The sequence below is a fragment of the Streptococcus chosunensis genome (genome assembly GCF_003626515.1).
Classification (GTDB): Bacteria; Bacillota; Bacilli; order Lactobacillales; family Streptococcaceae; genus Streptococcus; species Streptococcus chosunensis.
Genome location: NZ_RBCK01000002.1, coordinates 434,683 through 455,311 on the forward strand (window position 1 = coordinate 434,683; position 20,629 = coordinate 455,311).

The 20,629-nt window shown below is 37.8% G+C and carries 20 protein-coding genes; 17 read left to right on the forward strand and 3 right to left on the reverse strand.

What is annotated here, in order from left to right:
• Nucleotides 1–35: 35 nt before the first annotated feature.
• The 3 genes from D7D54_RS08090 to D7D54_RS08100 all read left to right on the forward strand — a co-directional run bounded on the left by D7D54_RS08090 (nucleotide 36) and on the right by D7D54_RS08100 (nucleotide 4,696).
• A complete protein-coding gene (locus tag D7D54_RS08090) occupies nucleotides 36–962 on the forward strand; it encodes a Hachiman antiphage defense system protein HamA (protein WP_031237743.1) in 927 nt (308 codons plus the stop codon).
• Nucleotides 932–3,208, forward strand: a complete 2,277-nt coding sequence (locus D7D54_RS08095) for a helicase-related protein (protein ID WP_020902209.1) — start codon at nucleotides 932–934, stop codon at nucleotides 3,206–3,208. Before D7D54_RS08090 ends, D7D54_RS08095 begins: the two co-directional genes overlap by 31 nt.
• Before the next feature lie 139 nt (nucleotides 3,209–3,347).
• A protein-coding gene (locus D7D54_RS08100; protein WP_120719025.1) for an IS3 family transposase occupies nucleotides 3,348–4,696 on the forward strand; the annotation gives its coding sequence in 2 pieces (ribosomal slippage) (nucleotides 3,348–3,789 and nucleotides 3,789–4,696; 1,350 coding nt in all).
• A gap of 103 nt (nucleotides 4,697–4,799) precedes the next feature.
• On the opposite strand, the gene D7D54_RS08105 is transcribed toward D7D54_RS08100, so the two are convergent.
• Nucleotides 4,800–5,204 (reverse strand): hypothetical protein, encoded by a 405-nt coding sequence (locus D7D54_RS08105; RefSeq protein WP_020902486.1) that lies wholly within the window; start codon nucleotides 5,202–5,204, stop codon nucleotides 4,800–4,802.
• A gap of 126 nt (nucleotides 5,205–5,330) precedes the next feature.
• Here D7D54_RS08105 and D7D54_RS08110 point away from each other — a divergent pair, with 126 nt between their 5' ends.
• The 13 genes from D7D54_RS08110 (at nucleotide 5,331) to D7D54_RS08170 (ending at nucleotide 17,676) form a co-directional block, all read left to right on the forward strand.
• Nucleotides 5,331–6,551, forward strand: coding sequence for a DNA cytosine methyltransferase (locus D7D54_RS08110; RefSeq protein ID WP_020902487.1), 1,221 nt, complete (start codon nucleotides 5,331–5,333; stop codon nucleotides 6,549–6,551).
• Between the two features lie 70 nt (nucleotides 6,552–6,621).
• On the forward strand, nucleotides 6,622–8,199 hold the full coding sequence (locus tag D7D54_RS09315; RefSeq protein ID WP_020902488.1) for a hypothetical protein: 1,578 nt from the start codon (nucleotides 6,622–6,624) through the stop codon (nucleotides 8,197–8,199).
• A gap of 131 nt (nucleotides 8,200–8,330) precedes the next feature.
• Entirely contained in the window at nucleotides 8,331–8,918 is a 588-nt protein-coding gene (rpoE, locus tag D7D54_RS08120) for a DNA-directed RNA polymerase subunit delta (RefSeq protein ID WP_020902489.1), read from the forward strand.
• 236 nt (nucleotides 8,919–9,154) lie between these two features.
• Complete coding sequence (locus D7D54_RS08125) at nucleotides 9,155–10,762, forward strand: CTP synthase (protein WP_120719188.1); 1,608 nt, start codon at nucleotides 9,155–9,157, stop codon at nucleotides 10,760–10,762.
• A gap of 119 nt (nucleotides 10,763–10,881) precedes the next feature.
• The gene (locus tag D7D54_RS08130; protein WP_162496608.1) at nucleotides 10,882–11,958 is read left to right on the forward strand and encodes an N-acetylmuramoyl-L-alanine amidase family protein; all 1,077 of its coding nucleotides are present in this window, start codon (nucleotides 10,882–10,884) and stop codon (nucleotides 11,956–11,958) included.
• 90 nt (nucleotides 11,959–12,048) lie between these two features.
• Nucleotides 12,049–12,348: a DUF4651 domain-containing protein gene (locus D7D54_RS08135; protein WP_120719189.1), complete on the forward strand. Its 300-nt coding sequence runs from the start codon at nucleotides 12,049–12,051 to the stop codon at nucleotides 12,346–12,348.
• Nucleotides 12,345–12,662 carry a thioredoxin family protein gene (locus D7D54_RS08140; RefSeq protein ID WP_120719190.1) on the forward strand — a complete coding sequence of 106 codons (318 nt, stop codon included), beginning with the start codon at nucleotides 12,345–12,347 and terminating at the stop codon, nucleotides 12,660–12,662. Before D7D54_RS08135 ends, D7D54_RS08140 begins: the two co-directional genes overlap by 4 nt.
• A gap of 15 nt (nucleotides 12,663–12,677) precedes the next feature.
• A complete protein-coding gene (gene ytpR, locus D7D54_RS08145; protein WP_120719191.1) occupies nucleotides 12,678–13,304 on the forward strand; it encodes a YtpR family tRNA-binding protein in 627 nt (208 codons plus the stop codon).
• A 41-nt stretch (nucleotides 13,305–13,345) separates the two neighbouring features.
• Nucleotides 13,346–14,107, forward strand: a complete 762-nt coding sequence (locus D7D54_RS08150) for an SDR family NAD(P)-dependent oxidoreductase (RefSeq protein ID WP_120719192.1) — start codon at nucleotides 13,346–13,348, stop codon at nucleotides 14,105–14,107.
• Between the two features lie 76 nt (nucleotides 14,108–14,183).
• Nucleotides 14,184–14,579, forward strand: a complete 396-nt coding sequence (locus D7D54_RS08155; RefSeq protein ID WP_000282442.1) for a single-stranded DNA-binding protein — start codon at nucleotides 14,184–14,186, stop codon at nucleotides 14,577–14,579.
• A 283-nt stretch (nucleotides 14,580–14,862) separates the two neighbouring features.
• Entirely contained in the window at nucleotides 14,863–15,147 is a 285-nt protein-coding gene (gene groES / locus D7D54_RS08160) for a co-chaperone GroES (protein WP_000917323.1), read from the forward strand.
• A 15-nt stretch (nucleotides 15,148–15,162) separates the two neighbouring features.
• Entirely contained in the window at nucleotides 15,163–16,785 is a 1,623-nt protein-coding gene (gene groL / locus D7D54_RS08165; RefSeq protein WP_120719193.1) for a chaperonin GroEL, read from the forward strand.
• Nucleotides 16,786–16,908: 123 nt separating this feature from the next.
• On the forward strand, nucleotides 16,909–17,676 hold the full coding sequence (locus tag D7D54_RS08170) for an epoxyqueuosine reductase QueH (RefSeq protein WP_000567569.1): 768 nt from the start codon (nucleotides 16,909–16,911) through the stop codon (nucleotides 17,674–17,676).
• A 70-nt stretch (nucleotides 17,677–17,746) separates the two neighbouring features.
• On the opposite strand, the gene ntdP is transcribed toward D7D54_RS08170, so the two are convergent.
• Both ntdP and recX read right to left on the reverse strand, forming a co-directional pair.
• A complete protein-coding gene (ntdP, locus tag D7D54_RS08175) occupies nucleotides 17,747–18,280 on the reverse strand; it encodes a nucleoside tri-diphosphate phosphatase (protein WP_000775316.1) in 534 nt (177 codons plus the stop codon).
• Nucleotides 18,281–18,368: 88 nt separating this feature from the next.
• Complete coding sequence (gene recX, locus D7D54_RS08180; protein WP_120719194.1) at nucleotides 18,369–19,145, reverse strand: recombination regulator RecX; 777 nt, start codon at nucleotides 19,143–19,145, stop codon at nucleotides 18,369–18,371.
• Between the two features lie 37 nt (nucleotides 19,146–19,182).
• On the opposite strand from recX, the gene rlmD reads away from it, so the two are divergent.
• On the forward strand, nucleotides 19,183–20,538 hold the full coding sequence (gene rlmD, locus D7D54_RS08185) for a 23S rRNA (uracil(1939)-C(5))-methyltransferase RlmD (protein WP_120719195.1): 1,356 nt from the start codon (nucleotides 19,183–19,185) through the stop codon (nucleotides 20,536–20,538).
• Nucleotides 20,539–20,629: the final 91 nt, after the last annotated feature.

Consider the following 20,629-nt stretch of genomic DNA (forward strand, 5'->3'; position numbering starts at 1 on the left):
ATGAAATCAATATCTATTGGGTCGGGAGTGGGATATTGAGAGATAATCTTAGAAAATTAATAAATAGTGCAATAGTAAAATATACTTTTCCTATTATACTTACTGACGAACAAGAACAAGTAACTTCAATTAATAAGAGTAATTTAACAACTGCTGGAAAGGATGAATATTGTTTTAAAGGCAATGATAATGACATTTCAAAGATAATTTATAATGGAATTGTTGAATTCGCTGAGAATGAATTTAAGATTGATTATGATAATTTGGATAGAGAACAAACAAAGGTGATCAAAACTAAATTAAAATATAATGAAAATGATTTCTTTCAAACAAAACTTCAATACGGATTTTATGGGGAAGTACTTTTAGATTTATTTTTAAGAAATTATTTTTATACTGATGTTCTAATTGCTAGAGGTTATTTTTATTCACCTCTTGAAAAGTCTGAACCAAAAGGGTTTGATGCTTTTCATATTATTGATAATAAAGGAAATTTAGAGCTCTGGTTTGGAGAAGCAAAATTTCATCAAAGTTTTACATCTGGAATCAACTCTGTACTTTCCAAGATAAATTATTCTATTTCAGATGACTATTTGAATAATCATATGTTTGCAATTATTAATGAGAAAGATAATATCTCTCATTTGCATCCAATTTTAGAAGGAATAATTACAAAATGGGAAGATAATCCTGATATTATTCTTACCGATGAATTACAAAATAATAATATTGAATTAGTGTATCCTGTTTTTATTGCATATCAAAAACAGCAAACCTACGGTTACGAAAAATCAATTGCATCCAGCGTAGATAAAATCAATAGGGAGTTAGGAAAATATTCGTTAAATTTAGCTATTAAAATAAAGGTTAGTATATTTGTAATGCTCTTACCTGTTGATGATTCTAATAAATTAAAGGAAGAAGTGATTGAATGGATAGAAACGAAAGAACCGCTCATCTAATTAAGGAATTGAATTTATACAAACGATACCCTGAAAGAAGAGGTATCTTTGTCAAGGCAACTTGTGACTATTACGACGCTGTTAAAATAGATGAACTTACAAGTAATGATTTAAATTTCTTGCGTTATGTAGCAAATGAAGCTGGAGTTCCACAATATTATCAGTTACTTGAAAATAAATATCAAGCAGGAAAAACTATTAATAAAGAGAGCATGAATTTATTATCTATGAGTTCTTTTATTAATGAAGCGTCTTTAATTGTAAAAGATGAGATGCTACATAAATATCAAAAAGAAGTCACTGACTTGTTTGAAATTAATACTGAAAATAGATATATTCTTTCTGCGCCAACTTCTTTCGGTAAAACTTTTACAGTTTATACTATTATAAAAAAGATGGGTTACTCTAATATATTATTAGTATTTCCTACAATTAGTTTATTATCGGAAAATTTGTTGAAACTACAAAATGATGAGTTCTTTTCTACATATAAAATTCATAGCTTAAGTGAAATAAAAAAAGAAGAGTTTGGAGAAAAGAATATATTTATCTATACTCCTGAGCGATACCTCTCATTTTTAGATAATAATAGTTTAAATTTTGATTTTACATTCGTAGATGAAATATATAAAATTGACAATGATTTTATTATCAATAATGAGACTCCAGAAGAAAATGAGCGAGATACTGCATATAGACTTGCCTTAGAATACGCTTGTCGAAATAGTCGGGATTTATTACTTGCCGGACCGTATATTCAATTTCAAAAACCAGAAACTAAAGTAAACTCATTTAATAATTTTACTTCAATAAATAGATTTAATAAATTAGAATACAATGATATTGAAATTGTTTCAAAAAATATAACCCATATTAAAAGAAATAAATTTGAAATTGGAAATATAGTGCATAGATTAAAAGCTGGTACGTCAACTATGCAAGATAAAGTTGCACAATCTATTATAAATTTAGATGAGAATACCCTGATTTATTGCGGAAGAAAGTATGATGTAGAACGATTTGCAGATTTTTTGTTAAGAAATCCTGAATATAATTCACTTTTATTAAAAAAAGATGACAATGAATTGTATTCTATATTTTTAGAACACGTAGAAAAAAATTTTGGTTCAGATTGGATTCTGTTTAAAGCACTTGAAAAAAGAATTGGAATCCATCATTCAGGAATACCAAAATATATACAAAATGAAATGATTAATTTATTTAATAAAGGTGATCTACTATGTCTTTTTTCTACAACAACAATTACTGAAGGTGTTAATACGACTGCAAAAAATTTAATTATTACTTCTGTCAAAAAGGGAATAAAGTCATTGAAACAATTTGATGCTAAAAATATTGCTGGGAGAGCAGGCAGATTTAATGTATATTATAGTGGTAATGTCATTGATTTAACTGAAGAATTTGAAGCTGTTATTGAATCGCAACAGGACAAAATTGAACATAAAAATTATGATAACAACCGAAACAAAACGGATGTAGATTTAGAAGTAACACTTGATGAATTTTTGACAGATGATGATAAAAATTTCAAGGCTGAAATTAATAAAGCTAAAGTAAAATCAGGATTACCAGATTTTATTTTTCAATCTTACAAAACAATAGGCCCTTTGGAGAAAATCTCAATCTATAATCGTATAAAAGAGATGTCGTTAGTCGAATTTCATAAAATTGATCAGTTGAAGCAGGTATTAAATTTGAGCAACGGCACAGAAATTCATTGGGAAGGTTTTCAAACAGTAGTTGATATTTGTCATAATTTTGTCTCTAATTCAGATTTAAAACATATAATGGAAACTAGGGTAGGAAAGAAACAATTTTCTTTAATTGTGATACAGTTATCAGAGTTTTTACAAAAAGGTTTTTTAGGGATAGTTGATTATTATGTCAAAGAACAGAATAAAAACAAAGATATGGCAATTAGAATAACTGCAAAATTAATCTACACAATATTTAAATATCATCTCGTAAAGTATTTAGGAGTGTTTGATTTGCTATATAGATTCCATTATTCAAAGGTCTACAAAAGAAACTTTGATGATGTTACTGGAATTAAAATTCTTCTGCAAAAGCTAGAGTATAATGCTCTGACTGATATTGGGCGCAAATTGAGTGATTATGGAGTTCCTTTTGAATTAGTAAAATATTATGATGGAAGTGTAACTACTAAAAATTTTGATTTATATGAAAGTTATGTAGATAGAAGAATACAAAGATTACTTGAATAAAAGATAAGACTGGGCAAAAACTCAATTTCAGGAGAAAATGAAGTAAATCTTTCCACAATAAAACGCATAGTATCAAGGTTTTTTGAACTGCACCCCAAAAGTTAGACAGAAAAAATCTAACTTTTGGGGTGTTTTTATTATGAAATTAACTTATGATGATAAAGTTCAAATCTATGAACTTAGAAAACAAGGATATAGCATAGAGAAGCTTTCAAATAAATTTGGGATAAACAATTCTAATATTAGGTACATGATTAAATTGATTGATCGTTACGGAATAGAGTTCGTCAAAAAAGGAAAAAATCGTTACTATTCTCCTGATTTAAAACAAGAAATGATTCATAAAGTCTTACATGAATGCTGGACTAAAGATAGAGTTTCTCTTGAATACGGCCTCCCGAGTCGTACGATACTTCTTAATTGGCTAGCACAATACAAGAAAAACGGGTATACTATTGTTGAGAAAACAAGAGGGAGAGCACCTAAAATGGGACGTAAGCCAAAAACGAGACCTGAAGAGAGGACAGAATTAGAACGTCTTCAAGCAGAAAATGAGTATCTGAGAGCGGAGAATGCCGTCCTAAAAAAGTTAAGAGAACTCCGATTGAAGGAGGAAAAAGAGAAAGAAGAAAGACAGAAATTGTTCAAGAATTAATGACTGAGTTTTCGTTAGATATTCTTCTAAAAGCCATTAAACTAGCTCGTTCAACCTACTACTATCACTTGAAACAGCTAGATAAACCAGATAAGGACCAAGAACTTAAAGCTGAAATTCAATCCATTTTTATCGAACACAAGGGAAATTATGGTTATCGTCGGGTTCATTTAGAACTAAGAAATCGTGGTTATCTGGTAAATCAGAAAAGAGTTCAACGCTTGATGAAAGTACTCAATTTACAAGCTAAAATGCGACAGAAACGAAAATATTCTTCTCATAAAGGAGACGTTGGCAAGAAAGCAGATAACCTCATTCAACGCCAATTTGAAGCAGCCAAACCAATAGAAAAGTGCTACACAGACGTGACAGAATTTTCCATTCCAGCAAGTGCTCAAAAGCTTTACTTATCACCAGTTTTAGATGGCTTTAATAGTGAAATTATCGCCTATAATCTTTCAACTTCACCCAACTTAGAACAAGTAAAAACAATGTTGGAACAGGCATTCACAGAGAAGCACTACGAAAATACAATTCTCCATAGTGACCAAGGCTGGCAATATCAACACGATTTTTATCATCAGTTCCTAGAGAGTAAGGGAATTCAAGCATCCATGTCACGTAAAGGTAACAGTCCAGACAACGGTATGATGGAATCTTTCTTTGGCATTCTGAAATCGGAGATGTTTTATGGTTATGAGAAAACCTTTAAATCACTTAATCAATTGGAACAAGCCATTGTTGACTATATTGATTACTACAACAATAAACGAATTAAGGTAAAACTAAAAGGACTCAGTCCTGTACAATACAGAACTAAATCCTTTGGATAAATTAATTGTCTAACTTTTTGGGGTCAGTACATTTCAATACCTGATATTATGCGTTTTTGATTTTAGAGACTTTTTTTGCCCAGCCTCATCTTAGTAATTATATTTAGATAATCGTAAACAAAATATCAGTAGGACTAGTCCACTCTACTTTGATTTTAGTTCCAACACTTACATTCATTTGATTGAACCAGTCGTTAAAAGCTCTCAAGTTTCTTTGACCAGAAAGATTTTTAGCATAGGGATCTCCACCCCGAGAATTTCCTGATGATTTTACTATTCCAACGAAGTATCCATCTGTTGATCTAGCATTAAATATATTTTGTCCTAAAACATCTTTTCCTTGAGTATGTTTAGAATTAAATATTCCATACTGATGTGCGGCTTTACTTGGAATTGGGATATAGCATTCTCCTGTTATCTGAGGTCGAGAATTTGTATATCTATAAGTACCCCAGTCAATGTTCGTTTCTTTAAGTTCTACTGTGAATTGATCTCCTTGATTTGGCATTATGCACCTCTTTGTTTTAACATATTCATTATATCATAAATATTTGAGAGATGTTTATATTTCTGTCTTTTTTAAAAAATGATATACTAGTATAGTTAATCATATTTTTAGAAAGCAGGTTACTACATGACAAATTCTGTAAGTTCGAACCGCTCTGAGAAGTACAACATTGCAGCTTTCTTCTCAGGTGTTGGGGGAATTGAGTTGGGATTTGAACAGACCAACGAGTTCAGAGTGGTGTATGCCAATGAGTTTGATAAGTATGCGCGTCAGACTTATCAGTTAAACCATCCAAATACCTATTTGGATGGTCGTGATATTCACGATGTTCAGCCAGAGGATATTCCAGCTGAACGCGTGGATGTGATTATGGGAGGTTTCCCCTGTCAGGCCTTTAGTATTGCGGGTTATCGTAAGGGCTTTGATGACGATCGTGGCGATCTTTTCTTCGAATTGCTTCGCATGATTGAGGGATGCAAACCTCGCGCTATTTTTATCGAAAACGTTAAGAACATGGTCGGTCATGACCATGGTAATACCTTTAAGGTTATTCGTGAAGCCTTGACCGAGAACAACTACTTTATCAAGTGGAAGGTTCTCAACGGTAAAGACTACGGAAATATCCCACAAAACCGTGAGCGGATCTACATTGTTGGTTTTGATACCCAAGAAGCTTATGATTTGTTCGCGTTCCCAGAGGAAATCAAGCTGACTACGAGTCTTCAGGATGTGATTAACTTTGGTGATAAGCTAGATGAGGTCTATTACTACCGTGAAGGCAAGCAAAACTTCTACGATCAGTTGAAGTTTGAAGTGACCAGTCAAGACACGGTTTACCAGTGGCGCCGTCAGTATGTCCGTGAAAATAAAAATGGCGTTGTCCCTACCCTCACAGCAAATATGGGAACAGGTGGACACAATGTTCCATTGATTCTGACAAATAGTGGCGAGATTCGTAAGTTGACTCCCAAAGAAACCTTTAATGTTCAAGGCTATCCTAAATCATTTAAAATTCCAGAAGGGGTTTCCAATGGTCAGCTCTACAAGCAGGCTGGAAATAGCGTAGTCGTTCCCGTGATTAAACGTATCGCGGAAAATGTTGCCAAGGCTTTAAATGAAAGCCAAGGGCAATCTCAACTTGCACGCTCAGGAAAAATTGCCATTATCTACACCAAGATGAATGGACAATTTGAAGGGCAATCCTATGTCAAGGACTTTGTAGATAGCTATGACCAAGCTCTTGAAAAAATCAAGTCTTATGACGATGGTTTAGCTGTTCTGTCTGGTGAAGATTATTTAAAATTGATTAAAAAACGAGGAAATCTCGAATTTTACAGTATTAATTAACGAATATATAAGAGGGTTAGTGAAAAACTAATCTTCTTTTGATATACTGAAAATAGAAAAGAGGGTGCTTATGTGGGAACATCTAAAGTCTGAACAAAAAGACAAATACAAAACCTTAATTACCAACTTCGCTAGTTTGAGTCAAGCTTTTTCTCAAAAGGCTGAATCCGAAGATGATGGACAAACAGAGAATTATGTTGCTCCAATTGTTAATTCTAAATTTCAGGAAACTGTTTTCCAGAAGGCTTTTAATGCGGTTGGAGAAGATATTGCCAATACCTCTTATGATGCTTCTGTCGTTGTGGATGAAAATCATAAATACCTAGTGGGTATCAAGTCTTTTGGAATCAATTCTGGAGACCAAAAAATTGCCCAGTTTAAGAAGGACTCTCAAGATTGGACGGACTTGTTGGGTGATATCAAGTTTCATGCGGATATTGCTGCTGATAAAGAAACAGCAGACAAGCAAAACTATCAACGCTATGAAGAGTTGGCACGAAAGATTGCGACCTTAAGAAATCAGAGAATCGAATCTTCTAAAGCACAAATTAAGGGTTTTAACTCAGGTTCGGTCAATGTTGAAGCTGTCTATCACGTTCTGATGCCGACACCAAAGGGAGAAAATCCTAAGATTTTTGTCGGTGAAACATCTTATTTGCCAGTTGATATTGATAATCTGGTCATTGAAGGATCAACTACCAAAAACAATCCCACCAATTTTAGATTTACGGATGGACAACATCATTACAAGTATACAGCGGCTGACAGCCAGCTCCACATGACTTTTAACAATAAAGACATTGTGGTAGATACTTGGGATGTCCATTATATTGAAGATCCTTTTTCTCTCTTTGAAAACCTTCATTTACTGACAGCTGAAAAGGATAAAACTGATATCTTAGAGACAGTGTCTTGGGTTATTACAGACAAACATGGAAATGTGGAAGCAAACTCTGGTTTCAATGCCTTTAACGGAGGATCAAAACTAGCTAAGAAAGATCGTCTGCCACGGATTCTAAAGATTCAGGAAAAATTCAAAGACAGTCTGGCTCCAGAAGAACTAGCTTTTATGACTTTCTCACTAGAGGAAATTCTTTTGAAAAAATGGACTAGCAAGGAAGAAAAAGCTCAGATGAAGGCGATTCGTGAGGACTTGATTCACTTTGTCCACAATACTGGCAATAAAAAACTCATCAAAGAGATTGAACAACTCGTCTATCGGCCAGTTAGTGAGGTTTACATTCCTCTGCCTGACTCGAAAAACTTTCACGATGAAAGACAAGATTTCTTTGGGCCAGGCTTCGGGACTTTTGAGCCTGGAACTAAAAAATTAGCTCTATCTAAGGAAGAAAGAACTTTTAAACTACGCTTTTTATCTTCTGGTGATGTTATTAACGCCTATATAAATCAAGAAGCTGGTAAGGCTATTCAGTCTACCGATAAGCAAGAAATTCTTGGCAACTGGATTTTACGAGGAGTCTTCCAGTTGAAAGAACGAGAAGTCTTAACAGGTCAGCGACTCAATGAACTGGAAATCAACGGTATTCGTTTGACTAAGTTTAAAAATGGGGAAATTGGTATTGAATTCATCTGGATTGATACTGAAAATCCACCTAGTGATGCCATAGGCTGGGTAGCAAAGAAATAAAAAGTCCTGTCACTTTCTCCCCCTTAACCTTTGACTATTCTGCAAAATTATCGTAAAATAAAGAGTAAATGATAAAATGAGGTCAGAGTCTGTTCGCTCTGGCGATAGTAGTATAAATGAGGAGAAACGCTTTGGAATTAGAAGTATTTGCTGGGCAAGAAAAAAGTGAACTATCTATGATTGAGGTGGCGCGTGCTATCTTGGAACTTCGTGGTCGCGACCATGAGATGCATTTTAGCGATCTTGTAAACGAAATTCAAAACTACCTTGGAACATCAAATAGCGATATCCGCGAAGCTTTACCTTTGTTCTACACAGAGTTGAACTTTGACGGTAGCTTCATCTCACTTGGGGACAACAAATGGGGGCTTCGTTCATGGTATGGTGTGGATGAAATCGACGAAGAAATCATCGCTCTTGAAGAAAATGACGACGATGAAGTAGCACCAAAAGCTAAGAAAAAACGTGTCAATGCTTTCATGGACGGCGATTCAGATGCTATTGACTACAATGCAGATGACCCAGAAGACGAAGATGCATACGAAGCAGATCCAGCTCTTTCATACGATGATGAAAATCCAGATGATGAGAAAAATGAAGTGGAAGCTTACGATGCAGAAATCAACGAAATCGCTCCAGATGACTTGGGTGAAGACGTGGATCTCAACGAAGAAGACGACGAGTTTTCAGATGATGATGCTGAAAACATCGGGGAGTAAAAGTTAGCTATTGACAATTATCCTATTTTTAGGTATCATATTGTTCGGGCACCTCTTTTGGAGGTCGGGGCTCCCTAGTTCTTAGGGAGCTATTTTTGTTTTTTCAAGAAGTTATCTTCTTGTATTTTGGTTGTGAATCTGGTGCAGTCATCCCAGATTATTCTTATTAGTAGGGTCTTGTTTTCTATGTCCCCTCGTAGTTAACAAGGCCTTGAGCATTTTAGAAAGAGGAATCTATGTCAACGAAATATATTTTTGTAACTGGTGGTGTGGTATCGTCTATTGGGAAAGGGATTGTTGCAGCAAGTCTGGGCCGTCTCTTGAAAAATCGTGGTCTCAAAGTAACCATTCAAAAGTTTGACCCTTATATCAATATCGATCCGGGAACTATGAGTCCTTATCAGCACGGGGAAGTTTTTGTGACAGATGACGGAGCTGAGACTGATTTGGACTTGGGTCACTATGAACGTTTCATCGATATCAATCTTAACAAATATTCCAATGTGACAACTGGTAAAATTTACAGCGAAGTTCTTCGTAAGGAACGTCGTGGAGAATACCTTGGGGCAACTGTTCAAGTCATTCCTCATATTACAGATGCTTTGAAAGAAAAAATCAAGCGTGCCGCTCTAACGACTGACTCTGACGTCATTATCACAGAGGTCGGTGGAACTGTTGGGGATATTGAGTCCTTGCCATTCCTAGAGGCCCTTCGTCAAATGAAGGCAGATGTGGGGGCGGATAATGTCATGTACATTCATACAACCTTGCTTCCTTACCTCAAGGCCGCTGGTGAAATGAAAACCAAACCAACTCAACACTCTGTAAAAGAATTGCGTGGATTGGGAATCCAGCCAAATATGTTGGTTATTCGTACAGAAGAGCCAGCTGGTCAAGGAATTAAAAACAAACTAGCCCAGTTCTGTGATGTGGCACCAGAAGCCGTTATCGAATCGTTGGATGTTGAACATCTTTACCAAATTCCATTGAATTTGCAGGCTCAAGGTATGGACCAGATTGTCTGTGATCATTTGAAATTAGACGCACCAGCAGCGGATATGACAGAATGGTCAGCCATGGTGGACAAGGTCATGAACCTCAAGAAACAAGTTAAAATTTCCCTTGTCGGTAAGTATGTGGAGTTGCAAGATGCTTACATTTCTGTGGTCGAAGCCTTGAAACACTCTGGATATGCAAATGACGCAGAAGTTAAAATCAATTGGGTCAATGCCAATGATGTGACAGCAGAGAATGTGGTAGAGCTTTTGTCTGATGCTGACGGAATCATCGTACCAGGTGGTTTTGGTCAACGTGGTACAGAAGGGAAAATCCAAGCCATCCGCTATGCGCGTGAGAATGATGTTCCTATGTTGGGTGTCTGCTTGGGAATGCAGTTGACTTGTATCGAGTTTGCTCGTCACGTTTTAGGTCTTGAAGGTGCCAATTCTGCAGAGCTTGCACCAGAAACAAAATACCCTATCATTGATATCATGCGTGATCAGATTGACGTTGAGGATATGGGTGGAACCCTTCGTTTGGGACTTTATCCATCTAAGTTAAAACGTGGCTCTAAGGCAGCAGCTGCTTATCACAATCAAGAAGTGGTGCAACGCCGTCATCGTCACCGTTATGAGTTTAATAACGCCTTCCGTGAGCAGTTTGAGGCAGCAGGCTTTGTCTTCTCAGGAGTTTCTCCAGATAATCGTTTGGTCGAAATCGTTGAAATCCCTGAAAATAAATTCTTTGTAGCATGTCAGTATCACCCTGAACTATCAAGCCGTCCAAACCGTCCAGAAGAACTCTACACTGCCTTTGTCACTGCAGCAGTTGAGAACAGCAATTAGTAAAATCAGAACCTTTGAGACCAATCTCAGAGGTTTTTTGCTTGCATATTTAGGATAAGATTTGCAAAATAAAAACATAGTGATATAATTAATATAACAACACCTAAGGAGGATTTACAATGAAAAAAATCACATTATTTGGTTTATCTCTAGCTGGTCTAGCTTTACTGGCTTTTCCACATTCAGGGCAGGCATTTGAGCTTAAAGAAGAATGGGTTGTTAAGTGTGGAGTGCAGTATCAAGATGGCAAGATTCTTCGGTTTAACAATGGTCATGAAGTGGATATCAAAGTCTTGGATTTGCCAAAAACTGACAAAATCGAGTGGACGGTTAGTCTCAATGGTCAAGATCAGACAGTCAATTTCCTAGGTAAAGAAAAAGATAAGTCTATGATGGGTGTAGAGGGGCGTTATCTGAATTTCTATGTTCCATATGGCTATAGAGGAGATATCAAGGTAGAGGCCAAGAGCGGAAACGAAGTAAAGACCTGGTCAACGAAAGTTGTGGATAATATTCATGATGATAGTGGAAATAGAGGTTACTATCGAATTGAAGAATCAAATAATCAATACACTTACCTCGATGCTAAATGGGATTATCAAACCAAGACTTACACTGCTACTTTACCAGAGACTCTCAATGGTCAAAAAGTCTTTGCTTGGGCAGACTATGGCAATGGCGAGTTGAAACTTGAAAAACTAAAATCTATCAGTCACAAATATGATGATGGAGGATCTTTCAAAGAGCTTTATCCGATTGTAAAAGCAGAAAGCTGGCTAAAATCAAACCAAAACTGGTACTATCAAAAACAAGGTCAATTAGTGCAGAAGGATTGGGTTTATGACAAGGGGACTTGGTACTTTATGAATGATAAAGGAGTCATGTTCAATCAAACTTGGCTATATCAAGGTAGCAACTGGTATGCCTTTAAATCATCAGGAGCCATGATTGCTAGTGATTGGCTTTACGACCAAGGCAAGTGGTACTATTTATCAACTTCAGGTGCCATGAAAGCAAGCGCTTGGGTTTATGACAAGGGAGAATGGTATTATGTAAGTTCTTCTGGTGCCATGATTGAGAATGATTGGGTCAAAGATAATGGCAAGTGGTATTATCTGGCTTCATCAGGTAAGATGCTTCGCAATACCTACACCCCTGATGGTTACTACGTTGGTAACTCAGGCGCCTGGCAATAAATATAAGAAGTCCTTTTCCTTTAAGGAAGAGGATTTTTACTTGCTTTTCTGCTGCTTCCTCATTTGTCCTAAAACCTTTTTTGTGTTAAAATGAATGGTATGAAAGCTAAAAAAATGTGGATGGCAGGTCTGGCTCTGCTTGGTATTGGGATCCTTGCCCTTGCTACGAAAAAAGTTGCAGATGACCATAAGTTCATGAAAACTCAGGAAGAGTTGACAGAGATTGTGCGAGACCATTTTTCCGACATGGGGGAAATTGCGACCCTCTATGTTCAAGTTTATGAAAGTAGTCTAGAAAGACTTGTCGGAGGGGTTGTTTTTGAGGATGGCCGTCATTATACCTTTGTCTATGAAAATGAAGACCTAGTCTATGAGGAGGAAGTCTTATGATACAACCAGCAAGTTTAGAAGAATTAGCATTTTTAGTGGAAAAAGAGGGCAAGAAGGTCTTTCTTTTTGTAGCAGACTGGTGTGGCGATTGTCGTTATATCTATCCTGCCTTGCCAGAAATTGAGGAGACCAATCCAGAGTTCACCTTTATTCGGGTGGACCGGGACCAGTATATGGATTTAGCTAAACTCTGGGATGTTTACGGGATTCCTAGCCTGGTTGTTCTAGAAAAGGACAAGGAAATTGGTCGTTTTGTTAATCGCGACCGTAAAAGCAAGCAACAAATCAATGACTTTTTAGCAGGACTGAAATAGGAGAAAAGAGAAATAATGATTTTTACATATAATAAAGAACATGTCGGTGATGTCCTTATGGTCATCGTGAAAAACAGTGGAGATGCCAAACTGGACGTGGAGCGCAAAGGCAAGGTGGCTCGTGTTTTCCTCAAAGAAAACGGTGAAACAGTGGCCTGGAATATTTTCGAAGTTTCCAGTTGGTTTGAAATTGCAGAGCGCGGTCAAGTCTTTTTATCAGATGAGCAAGTCGCTCGTTTGAACCAAGAATTGCAGGTGGAAGGCTTTGCAGAAGAAATTATCAATGACAAAGAACCTAAGTTTGTTGTCGGTGAGATCATCGAGATGGTAGCTCATCCAGATAGTGACCACCTCAATATCTGCCAAGTTGCAGTCGCAAGTGATAAGATTGTGCAAATTGTTGCAGGTGCTCCTAATGCGCGTGTCGGTCTGAAAACCATTGTCGCTCTTCCAGGTGCTATGATGCCAAAAGGTAACCTCATTTTCCCAGGCGAACTTCGTGGTGAAAAGAGTTTTGGGATGATGTGCAGCCCTCGTGAATTGTATCTCCCAAATGCTCCGCAAAAACGTGGTGTTATTGAGTTATCAGAAGACCAAGTTGTCGGAACACCATTCGACCCAGCTAAGCACTGGACTGCTTAGGAACTTGTTAGTATCTGATAGACCAGCTAGAAGGAAATAAGATGGCAAAAAATGTAGTGATTACAGGAGCGACATCAGGAATCGGTGAAGCGATTGCGCGTGCTTATTTGGAGCAGGGTGAGAATGTCGTTCTAACCGGACGACGGACAGACAGACTAGAAGCCCTTAAGTCGGAGTTTGTAGAAGCCTTCCCAAATCAAACAATTTGGACCTTTTCATTAGATGTGACGGATATGGACATGGTAAAGACGGTCTGCTCCGATATTCTAGAAACGATAGGGCAGATTGATATCTTGGTCAATAACGCCGGACTAGCTCTAGGTTTAGCACCCTATCAGGACTATGAAGAGTTAGATATATTGACTATGTTGGATACCAATGTTAAGGGTTTGATGGCAGTCACTCGCTGTTTCTTGCCAGCAATGGTAAAAGCCAATCAAGGACATATCATCAACATGGGCTCTACTGCAGGAATCTATGCCTATGCGGGAGCAGCTGTTTACTCAGCCACCAAGGCAGCAGTTAAGACCTTTTCGGATGGGCTTCGAATCGATACCATCGCAACAGACATCAAGGTTACAACCATTCAGCCTGGAATTGTTGAAACAGATTTTTCGACAGTACGTTTTCATGGTGATAAAGAACGGGCTGCGTCCGTTTACCAAGGAATAGAAGCCTTGCAAACCCAGGATATTGCCGACACAGTAGTCTATGTGACCAGTCAGCCTCGCCGTGTGCAGATTACGGATATGACAATTATGGCAAATCAACAAGCGACTGGATTTATGGTTCATAAAAAGTAAAAAATTCCTCGAAAAGTTACAAATATCTGTAACTTTTTTTGATTTCCTACGAATAGATAAGTAGGAGGAAGAAAATATGTATAATAAAGTTATCTTGATTGGACGTTTAACGTCTACACCAGAATTGCACAAAACCAACAATGACAAGTCAGTAGCGCGAGCAACTATCGCTGTGAACCGTCGTTACAAAGACCAAAACGGGGAACGCGAAGCTGACTTCGTTAATATGGTCCTATGGGGCAGATTAGCAGAAACATTGGCAAGCTACGCAACCAAAGGTAGTCTCATTTCAGTGGATGGAGAACTTCGTACCCGTCGTTTCGAGAAAAATGGTCAAATGAATTATGTGACTGAAGTCCTTGTGACAGGGTTCCAACTCTTGGAAAGTCGTGCCCAACGTGCTATGCGTGAAAATAATGCAGGTCAAGACCTAGCGGATTTGGTTTTGGAAGAGGAGGAATTGCCATTTTAATACTCTTCAAAGCACGTCAGCTACACCTTGCCGTAGATATAGGTAACTGACTTCGTCAGTCTTATCTATAACCTCAAAACAGTGTTTTTAGCAGCCTGCGGCTAGTTTCCTAATTTTCACTAGTATAAATATTGAAAAGTCTGAGTTGGTCTCAGGCTTTTTATCTTGAGAAAGTCAGACTTTTTTCTTGACTATTTTTGACCAAGTGATACAATAGAACTATGAATTAGCACTCGAATACAAAGAGTGCTAATGATATCTATCTCATTATGGAGGAAATCAGATGTTGAAACCATTAGGAGACCGTGTGGTCTTGAAAATCGAAGAAAAAGAACAAACTGTTGGTGGCTTTGTCCTTGCAGGCTCAGCCCAAGAAAAAACCAAAACAGCCCAAGTTGTGGCTACTGGACAAGGTGTTCGTACCTTGAACGGTGACTTGGTTGCTCCAAGTGTTAAAGCTGGAGATCGTGTCTTAGTTGAAGCCCATGCAGGTCTTGATGTCAAAGATGGCGATGAAAAGTACATCATCGTTGGCGAAGCTAACATCTTGGCAATCATTGAAGAATAGAAGGAGAAAGTAAGTATGTCAAAAGAAATTAAATTTTCATCAGATGCCCGTTCAGCTATGGTTCGTGGTGTTGATATTCTTGCAGATACTGTTAAAGTAACCTTGGGACCAAAAGGTCGCAATGTCGTTCTTGAAAAATCATTTGGCTCACCCTTGATTACCAATGACGGTGTGACTATTGCCAAAGAAATCGAATTGGAAGACCATTTTGAAAATATGGGTGCCAAATTGGTATCAGAAGTAGCTTCTAAAACCAATGATATCGCAGGTGATGGGACTACAACTGCAACGGTATTGACCCAAGCAATCGTCCGTGAAGGCATCAAAAACGTCACAGCAGGTGCCAATCCAATCGGCATCCGTCGTGGGATTGAAACAGCAGTTGCCGCAGCAGTAGAAGCCTTGAAAAACAATGCCATTCCTGTTGCCAATAAAGAAGCCATCGCTCAGGTTGCTGCCGTATCTTCTCGTTCTGAAAAAGTCGGTGAATACATTTCTGAAGCCATGGAAAAAGTGGGTAAAGACGGAGTCATCACAATTGAAGAGTCACGTGGTATGGAAACAGAACTTGAAGTTGTAGAAGGAATGCAGTTCGACCGTGGTTACCTTTCACAGTACATGGTAACAGATAGCGAAAAAATGGTGGCTGACCTTGAAAATCCGTACATTTTGATTACAGACAAGAAAATTTCTAATATCCAAGAAATCTTGCCACTCCTAGAAAGTATTCTCCAAAGCAATCGTCCACTCTTGATTATTGCGGATGATGTGGATGGCGAGGCTCTTCCAACTCTTGTTTTGAACAAGATTCGTGGAACTTTCAACGTGGTAGCTGTCAAAGCACCTGGTTTTGGTGACCGTCGCAAAGCCATGCTTGAAGATATCGCCATTTTGACAGGCGGAACAGTTATCACAGAAGATCTTGGTCTTGAGTTGAAAGACGCGACAATTGAAGCCCTTGGTCAAGCAGCGAGAGTAACTGTGGACAAAGATAGCACGGTTATCGTAGAAGGTGCGGGAAATCCTGAAGCGATTTCTCATCGTGTTGCAGTTATCAAGTCTCAAATCGAAACTACAACTTCTGAATTTGACCGTGAAAAATTACAAGAACGCTTGGCCAAATTGTCAGGTGGTGTAGCGGTTATTAAGGTCGGAGCCGCAACTGAAACTGAGTTGAAAGAAATGAAACTTCGCATCGAAGATGCCCTCAACGCTACTCGTGCAGCTGTTGAAGAAGGGATCGTTGCAGGTGGTGGAACAGCTCTTGTAAATGTTATCCCAGCTGTGGCTGATTTGGAATTGACAGGAGACGAAGCAACAGGGCGCAATATTGTTCTCCGCGCCTTGGAAGAACCTGTTCGTCAAATCGCCCACAATGCAGGATTTGAAGGATCTATCGTTATTGATCGTTTGAAAAATGCTGAAGTTGGTACAGGATTCAACGCAGCAACTGGTGAGTGGGTCGATATGATTGATCAAGGGATTATCGATCCAGTTAAGGTTAGTCGTTCAGCCCTACAAAATGCAGCATCTGTAGCCAGCTTGATTTTGACTACAGAAGCAGTCGTAGCCAATAAACCAGAACCAGTAGCCCCAGCTCCAGCAATGGACCCAAGCATGATGGGCGGCATGATGTAAGCTTTTTATAGAAAACACAAAAGGAGGGAATGGCTATTCCTCCTTTTTATGATGTTCATTTCTAAATTGATTTGAGCTCTCCTAACTTATATGATAAAATAAGACTAGAAAAAGGAGAAGAACATGATCGATGTAGAAGAAATTCTGAGCAAGATGAACCCCAATCAGAAGATTAATTATGACCGTGTCATGCAGAAGATGGTACAAGTATGGGAAAAAAATGAGCAACGGCCAACTATTCTCATGCATGTTTGCTGTGCCCCTTGCAGTACCTATACCCTAGAATATCTGACCAAGTATGCAGATGTGACCATCTATTTTGCCAATTCCAATATCCATCCCAAGGCAGAATACCATAAGCGAGCTTATGTTACCAAGAAATTTGTCAGTGATTTCAATGAGCGGACAGGAAATACGGTTCAGTACCTAGAAGCTCCCTATGAACCCAATGAATACCGTAAGTTAGTCAGAGGACTAGAGGAAGAGCCAGAAGGTGGCGACCGTTGCAAGGTTTGCTTTGATTACCGACTGGATAAGACAGCGCAAGTGGCTATGGATTTGGGCTTTGACTACTTTGGTTCAGCCTTGACCATAAGTCCTCATAAGAATTCTCAGACCATTAATAGCATTGGAATCGATGTGCAAAAAATTTACACAACCCACTATCTTCCAAGTGATTTTAAGAAAAATCAGGGTTACAAACGCTCAGTAGAGATGTGTGAAGAGTATGACATCTATCGTCAATGTTATTGTGGATGCGTCTATGCGGCCCAAGCCCAGAATATTGATCTGGTTCAGGTTAAGAAGGATGCCACAGCGTTCATGCTTGATAAGGATGTTGAAAAAGACTATTCCCATATCAAATTTACTGTTACGAAATTAGATATATAAAGACCAACCCAGCTGAAAAGTTGGGTTTTTCAAATGAAAAAACCAGGGCTTTCACCCTAGTTTGACAACTTTACCGATTCTTTAGTTCTACATAGCGCTTGTACCAAATATTTACATAGGCTTCTGAGAAAGGACCTCGTCCATTGTTAATCCAATCAACAAGAATTTTGACATGTTCTTTTAAAATATAGTCCAAGTCATCAGAATAATTCATTTTGCGCTTGTGACGCTCATACTCCTCAACGTCCAAGAGACGTTTTTCCCCATCTGTAAAAATTTTAACATCCAAATCGTAATCAATGTACTTCAGTGCTTCTTCATCCAGATAGTAGGGGCTAGCCATATTGCAATAGTAGGAAATTCCATTATCGCGAATCATGGCAATGATATTAAACCAATATTTCTTGTGAAAGTAAACAATAGCCGGTTCTCGAGTGACCCAACGACGACCATCACTTTCGGTAACCAGTGTATGATCGTTGACACCAATAATGGCGTTTTCTGTTGTTTTTAGTACCATGGTGTCCCGCCAAGTTCGGTGGAGACTCCCATCATGCTTATAACTTTGAATTGTAATAAAGTCGCCTTCTTTTGGAAGCTTCATAACTAACCAACTTTCTACAATTTATAAGTTTATCGTTTACTATTGTACCATAAAATTACCTAAAATCTGTGAATTTTACATGAAAATATTAAAGATATTCTCTGAGAGCGCTTGCTATATCCGAAAAATCGTAGCCCTTTCGTGCTAAAACTTGGGTTATACGCTGTTTAAGTTCGTATCCTTCATATTTTCGTGCATACTTGGCATATTGCTTATCAAGTTCCTTGAAGATGAGTTCCTGAGTCGTTTCTTCGTCTACTTGGCTATCCAATTCGTCAAAGGCACTTTTAGCATCAGAGTAAGAAAATCCCTTGTTTGTCAAGTTCTGGATAATCTTATCTTGCAAGGCACGAGCTGGAAGTTTTCTCTCATGTTTTTTCAATAGTTTATTAGCTACACGTTGAGCAACTTCCGAAAAATCAAATTCTTTTAAAATCTCTGCTATAGTAGATTTTGAAACTCCTTTTTGTACTAGTTTCTGAGTCAGTACATAAGGTCCCTTGTCTCCTGAAAGTTGATTGGCATTGATGATAGCATAAGCGTACTGACCATCATTAATCCAATTATCTTCTTTAAGATTATCAATGACTTGAGAAGCTATGTCTTCATCAATATCGTATTTTTTCAGATATTCTCTAACTTCTTTTTCAGTGCGTACTTTAAAGGATAGGTGGTAGAGGGCCAGATTCTTACCATAAGAAAATTGAGCAAAGTCCTGTATCTCTTTCAATTCTTCTTGGCTTATAACCTTATCTCTTGATAACATAAAACGAACAATAGTATCTTCAGTAATGTAGCATTTGTCGTTATTATCAAGCTCCATCAGATAGAGTCTTTTTTTCTTTTCAAGTTTTGTGACTTTCATAGTTCTATTATAACTCAAAATGTGATAAGATAGGGGTATGAATCTGAAAGTGAAACAAAAAATACCATTAAAAATCAAGCGCATGGGAATTAATGGTGAGGGAATCGGCTTTTATCAAAAAACCTTAGTCTTTGTGCCTGGTGCTCTCAAAGGAGAAGATATCTATTGTCAGATTACTTCTATTAAACGTAACTTTGTTGAAGCAAAATTACTAAAGGTTAACAAGAAGTCTAAATTCCGTGTTGTACCAGCTTGTACTATTTACAATGAATGCGGAGGCTGCCAAATCATGCATCTGCATTATGATAAGCAGCTGGAGTTCAAGACGGACTTACTTCACCAAGCGCTAAAAAAATTTGCCCCTGCAGGATATGAAAATTATGAAATCCGCCCGACGATTGGAATGCAGGAACCCAAGTACTATCGTGCTAAGTTACAGTTTCAGACTCGAAAATTTAAAAATCAGGTCAAGGCGGGCTTATATGCACAAAACTCTCACTATTTAGTAGAGTTGAAAGACTGCCTGGTACAAGACAAGGAAACCCAAGTGATTGCTAATCGTCTAGCAGAATTACTTACTTATCACCAGATTCCAATTACGGATGAGAGAAAAGTTCTAGGTGTTAGAACTATAATGGTCCGACGAGCAAGAAAGACTGGACAGGTTCAGATTATTATTGTTACAAACCGTCAGCTTAATTTAACCCAACTAGTAAAAGATTTAGTTAAAGATTTTCCAGAAGTTGTGACAGTAGCTGTGAATACAAATACGGCTAAAACCAGTGAGATTTATGGTGAGAAGACAGAGATTATCTGGGGAGAAGAGAGTATTCAAGAAGGTGTTCTTGATTATGAATTTTCACTATCCCCTCGAGCATTCTATCAACTAAATCCTGAACAAACAGAAGTCCTCTATAGCGAGGCGGTAAAAGCGCTGGATGTTGATAAAGAAGACAATTTGATTGACGCTTATTGTGGAGTTGGAACGATTGGACTTGCCTTCGCAAAGAAAGTTAAAACACTCAGAGGTATGGATATTATTCCAGAAGCCATTGAAGATGCTAAGCGAAATGCTAAAAGAATGGGATTTGACAACACACATTACGAAGCAGGAACAGCGGAAGAGATTATTCCTCGCTGGTATAAGGAAGGCTACCGAGCAGATGCTTTGATTGTAGATCCACCACGTACAGGTCTGGATGACAAGTTATTAGATACAATTCTTACCTATGTACCAGAAAAAATGGTCTATATTTCTTGCAATGTTTCGACCTTGGCCCGTGATTTAGTAAGGTTAGTAGAAGTCTATGATATCCATTATATTCAGTCGGTCGATATGTTCCCACACACCGCTCGAACTGAAGCAGTGGTAAAATTAATTAAAAAAATTTAAAAAAGTAGTTGACAAAGTTTAAAAAGTGGGTATAATAGTAAGAGTTGAAAACAACTCTGGTCCGTTGGTCAAGGGGTTAAGACACCGCCTT

Coding starts and splice junctions, on each gene's coding strand:
- D7D54_RS08095 (WP_020902209.1), top strand. CDS start 932: ATGGATAGAAACGAAAGAACCGCTCATCTAATTAAGGAATTGAATTTA.
- D7D54_RS08105 (WP_020902486.1), bottom strand. CDS start 5,204: ATGCCAAATCAAGGAGATCAATTCACAGTAGAACTTAAAGAAACGAAC.
- D7D54_RS08110 (WP_020902487.1), top strand. CDS start 5,331: ATGACAAATTCTGTAAGTTCGAACCGCTCTGAGAAGTACAACATTGCA.
- D7D54_RS09315 (WP_020902488.1), top strand. CDS start 6,622: ATGTGGGAACATCTAAAGTCTGAACAAAAAGACAAATACAAAACCTTA.
- D7D54_RS08125 (WP_120719188.1), top strand. CDS start 9,155: ATGTCAACGAAATATATTTTTGTAACTGGTGGTGTGGTATCGTCTATT.
- D7D54_RS08130 (WP_162496608.1), top strand. CDS start 10,882: ATGAAAAAAATCACATTATTTGGTTTATCTCTAGCTGGTCTAGCTTTA.
- D7D54_RS08135 (WP_120719189.1), top strand. CDS start 12,049: ATGAATGGTATGAAAGCTAAAAAAATGTGGATGGCAGGTCTGGCTCTG.
- D7D54_RS08140 (WP_120719190.1), top strand. CDS start 12,345: ATGATACAACCAGCAAGTTTAGAAGAATTAGCATTTTTAGTGGAAAAA.
- ytpR (WP_120719191.1), top strand. CDS start 12,678: ATGATTTTTACATATAATAAAGAACATGTCGGTGATGTCCTTATGGTC.
- D7D54_RS08150 (WP_120719192.1), top strand. CDS start 13,346: ATGGCAAAAAATGTAGTGATTACAGGAGCGACATCAGGAATCGGTGAA.
- D7D54_RS08155 (WP_000282442.1), top strand. CDS start 14,184: ATGTATAATAAAGTTATCTTGATTGGACGTTTAACGTCTACACCAGAA.
- groES (WP_000917323.1), top strand. CDS start 14,863: ATGTTGAAACCATTAGGAGACCGTGTGGTCTTGAAAATCGAAGAAAAA.
- groL (WP_120719193.1), top strand. CDS start 15,163: ATGTCAAAAGAAATTAAATTTTCATCAGATGCCCGTTCAGCTATGGTT.
- D7D54_RS08170 (WP_000567569.1), top strand. CDS start 16,909: ATGATCGATGTAGAAGAAATTCTGAGCAAGATGAACCCCAATCAGAAG.
- ntdP (WP_000775316.1), bottom strand. CDS start 18,280: ATGAAGCTTCCAAAAGAAGGCGACTTTATTACAATTCAAAGTTATAAG.
- recX (WP_120719194.1), bottom strand. CDS start 19,145: ATGAAAGTCACAAAACTTGAAAAGAAAAAAAGACTCTATCTGATGGAG.
- rlmD (WP_120719195.1), top strand. CDS start 19,183: ATGAATCTGAAAGTGAAACAAAAAATACCATTAAAAATCAAGCGCATG.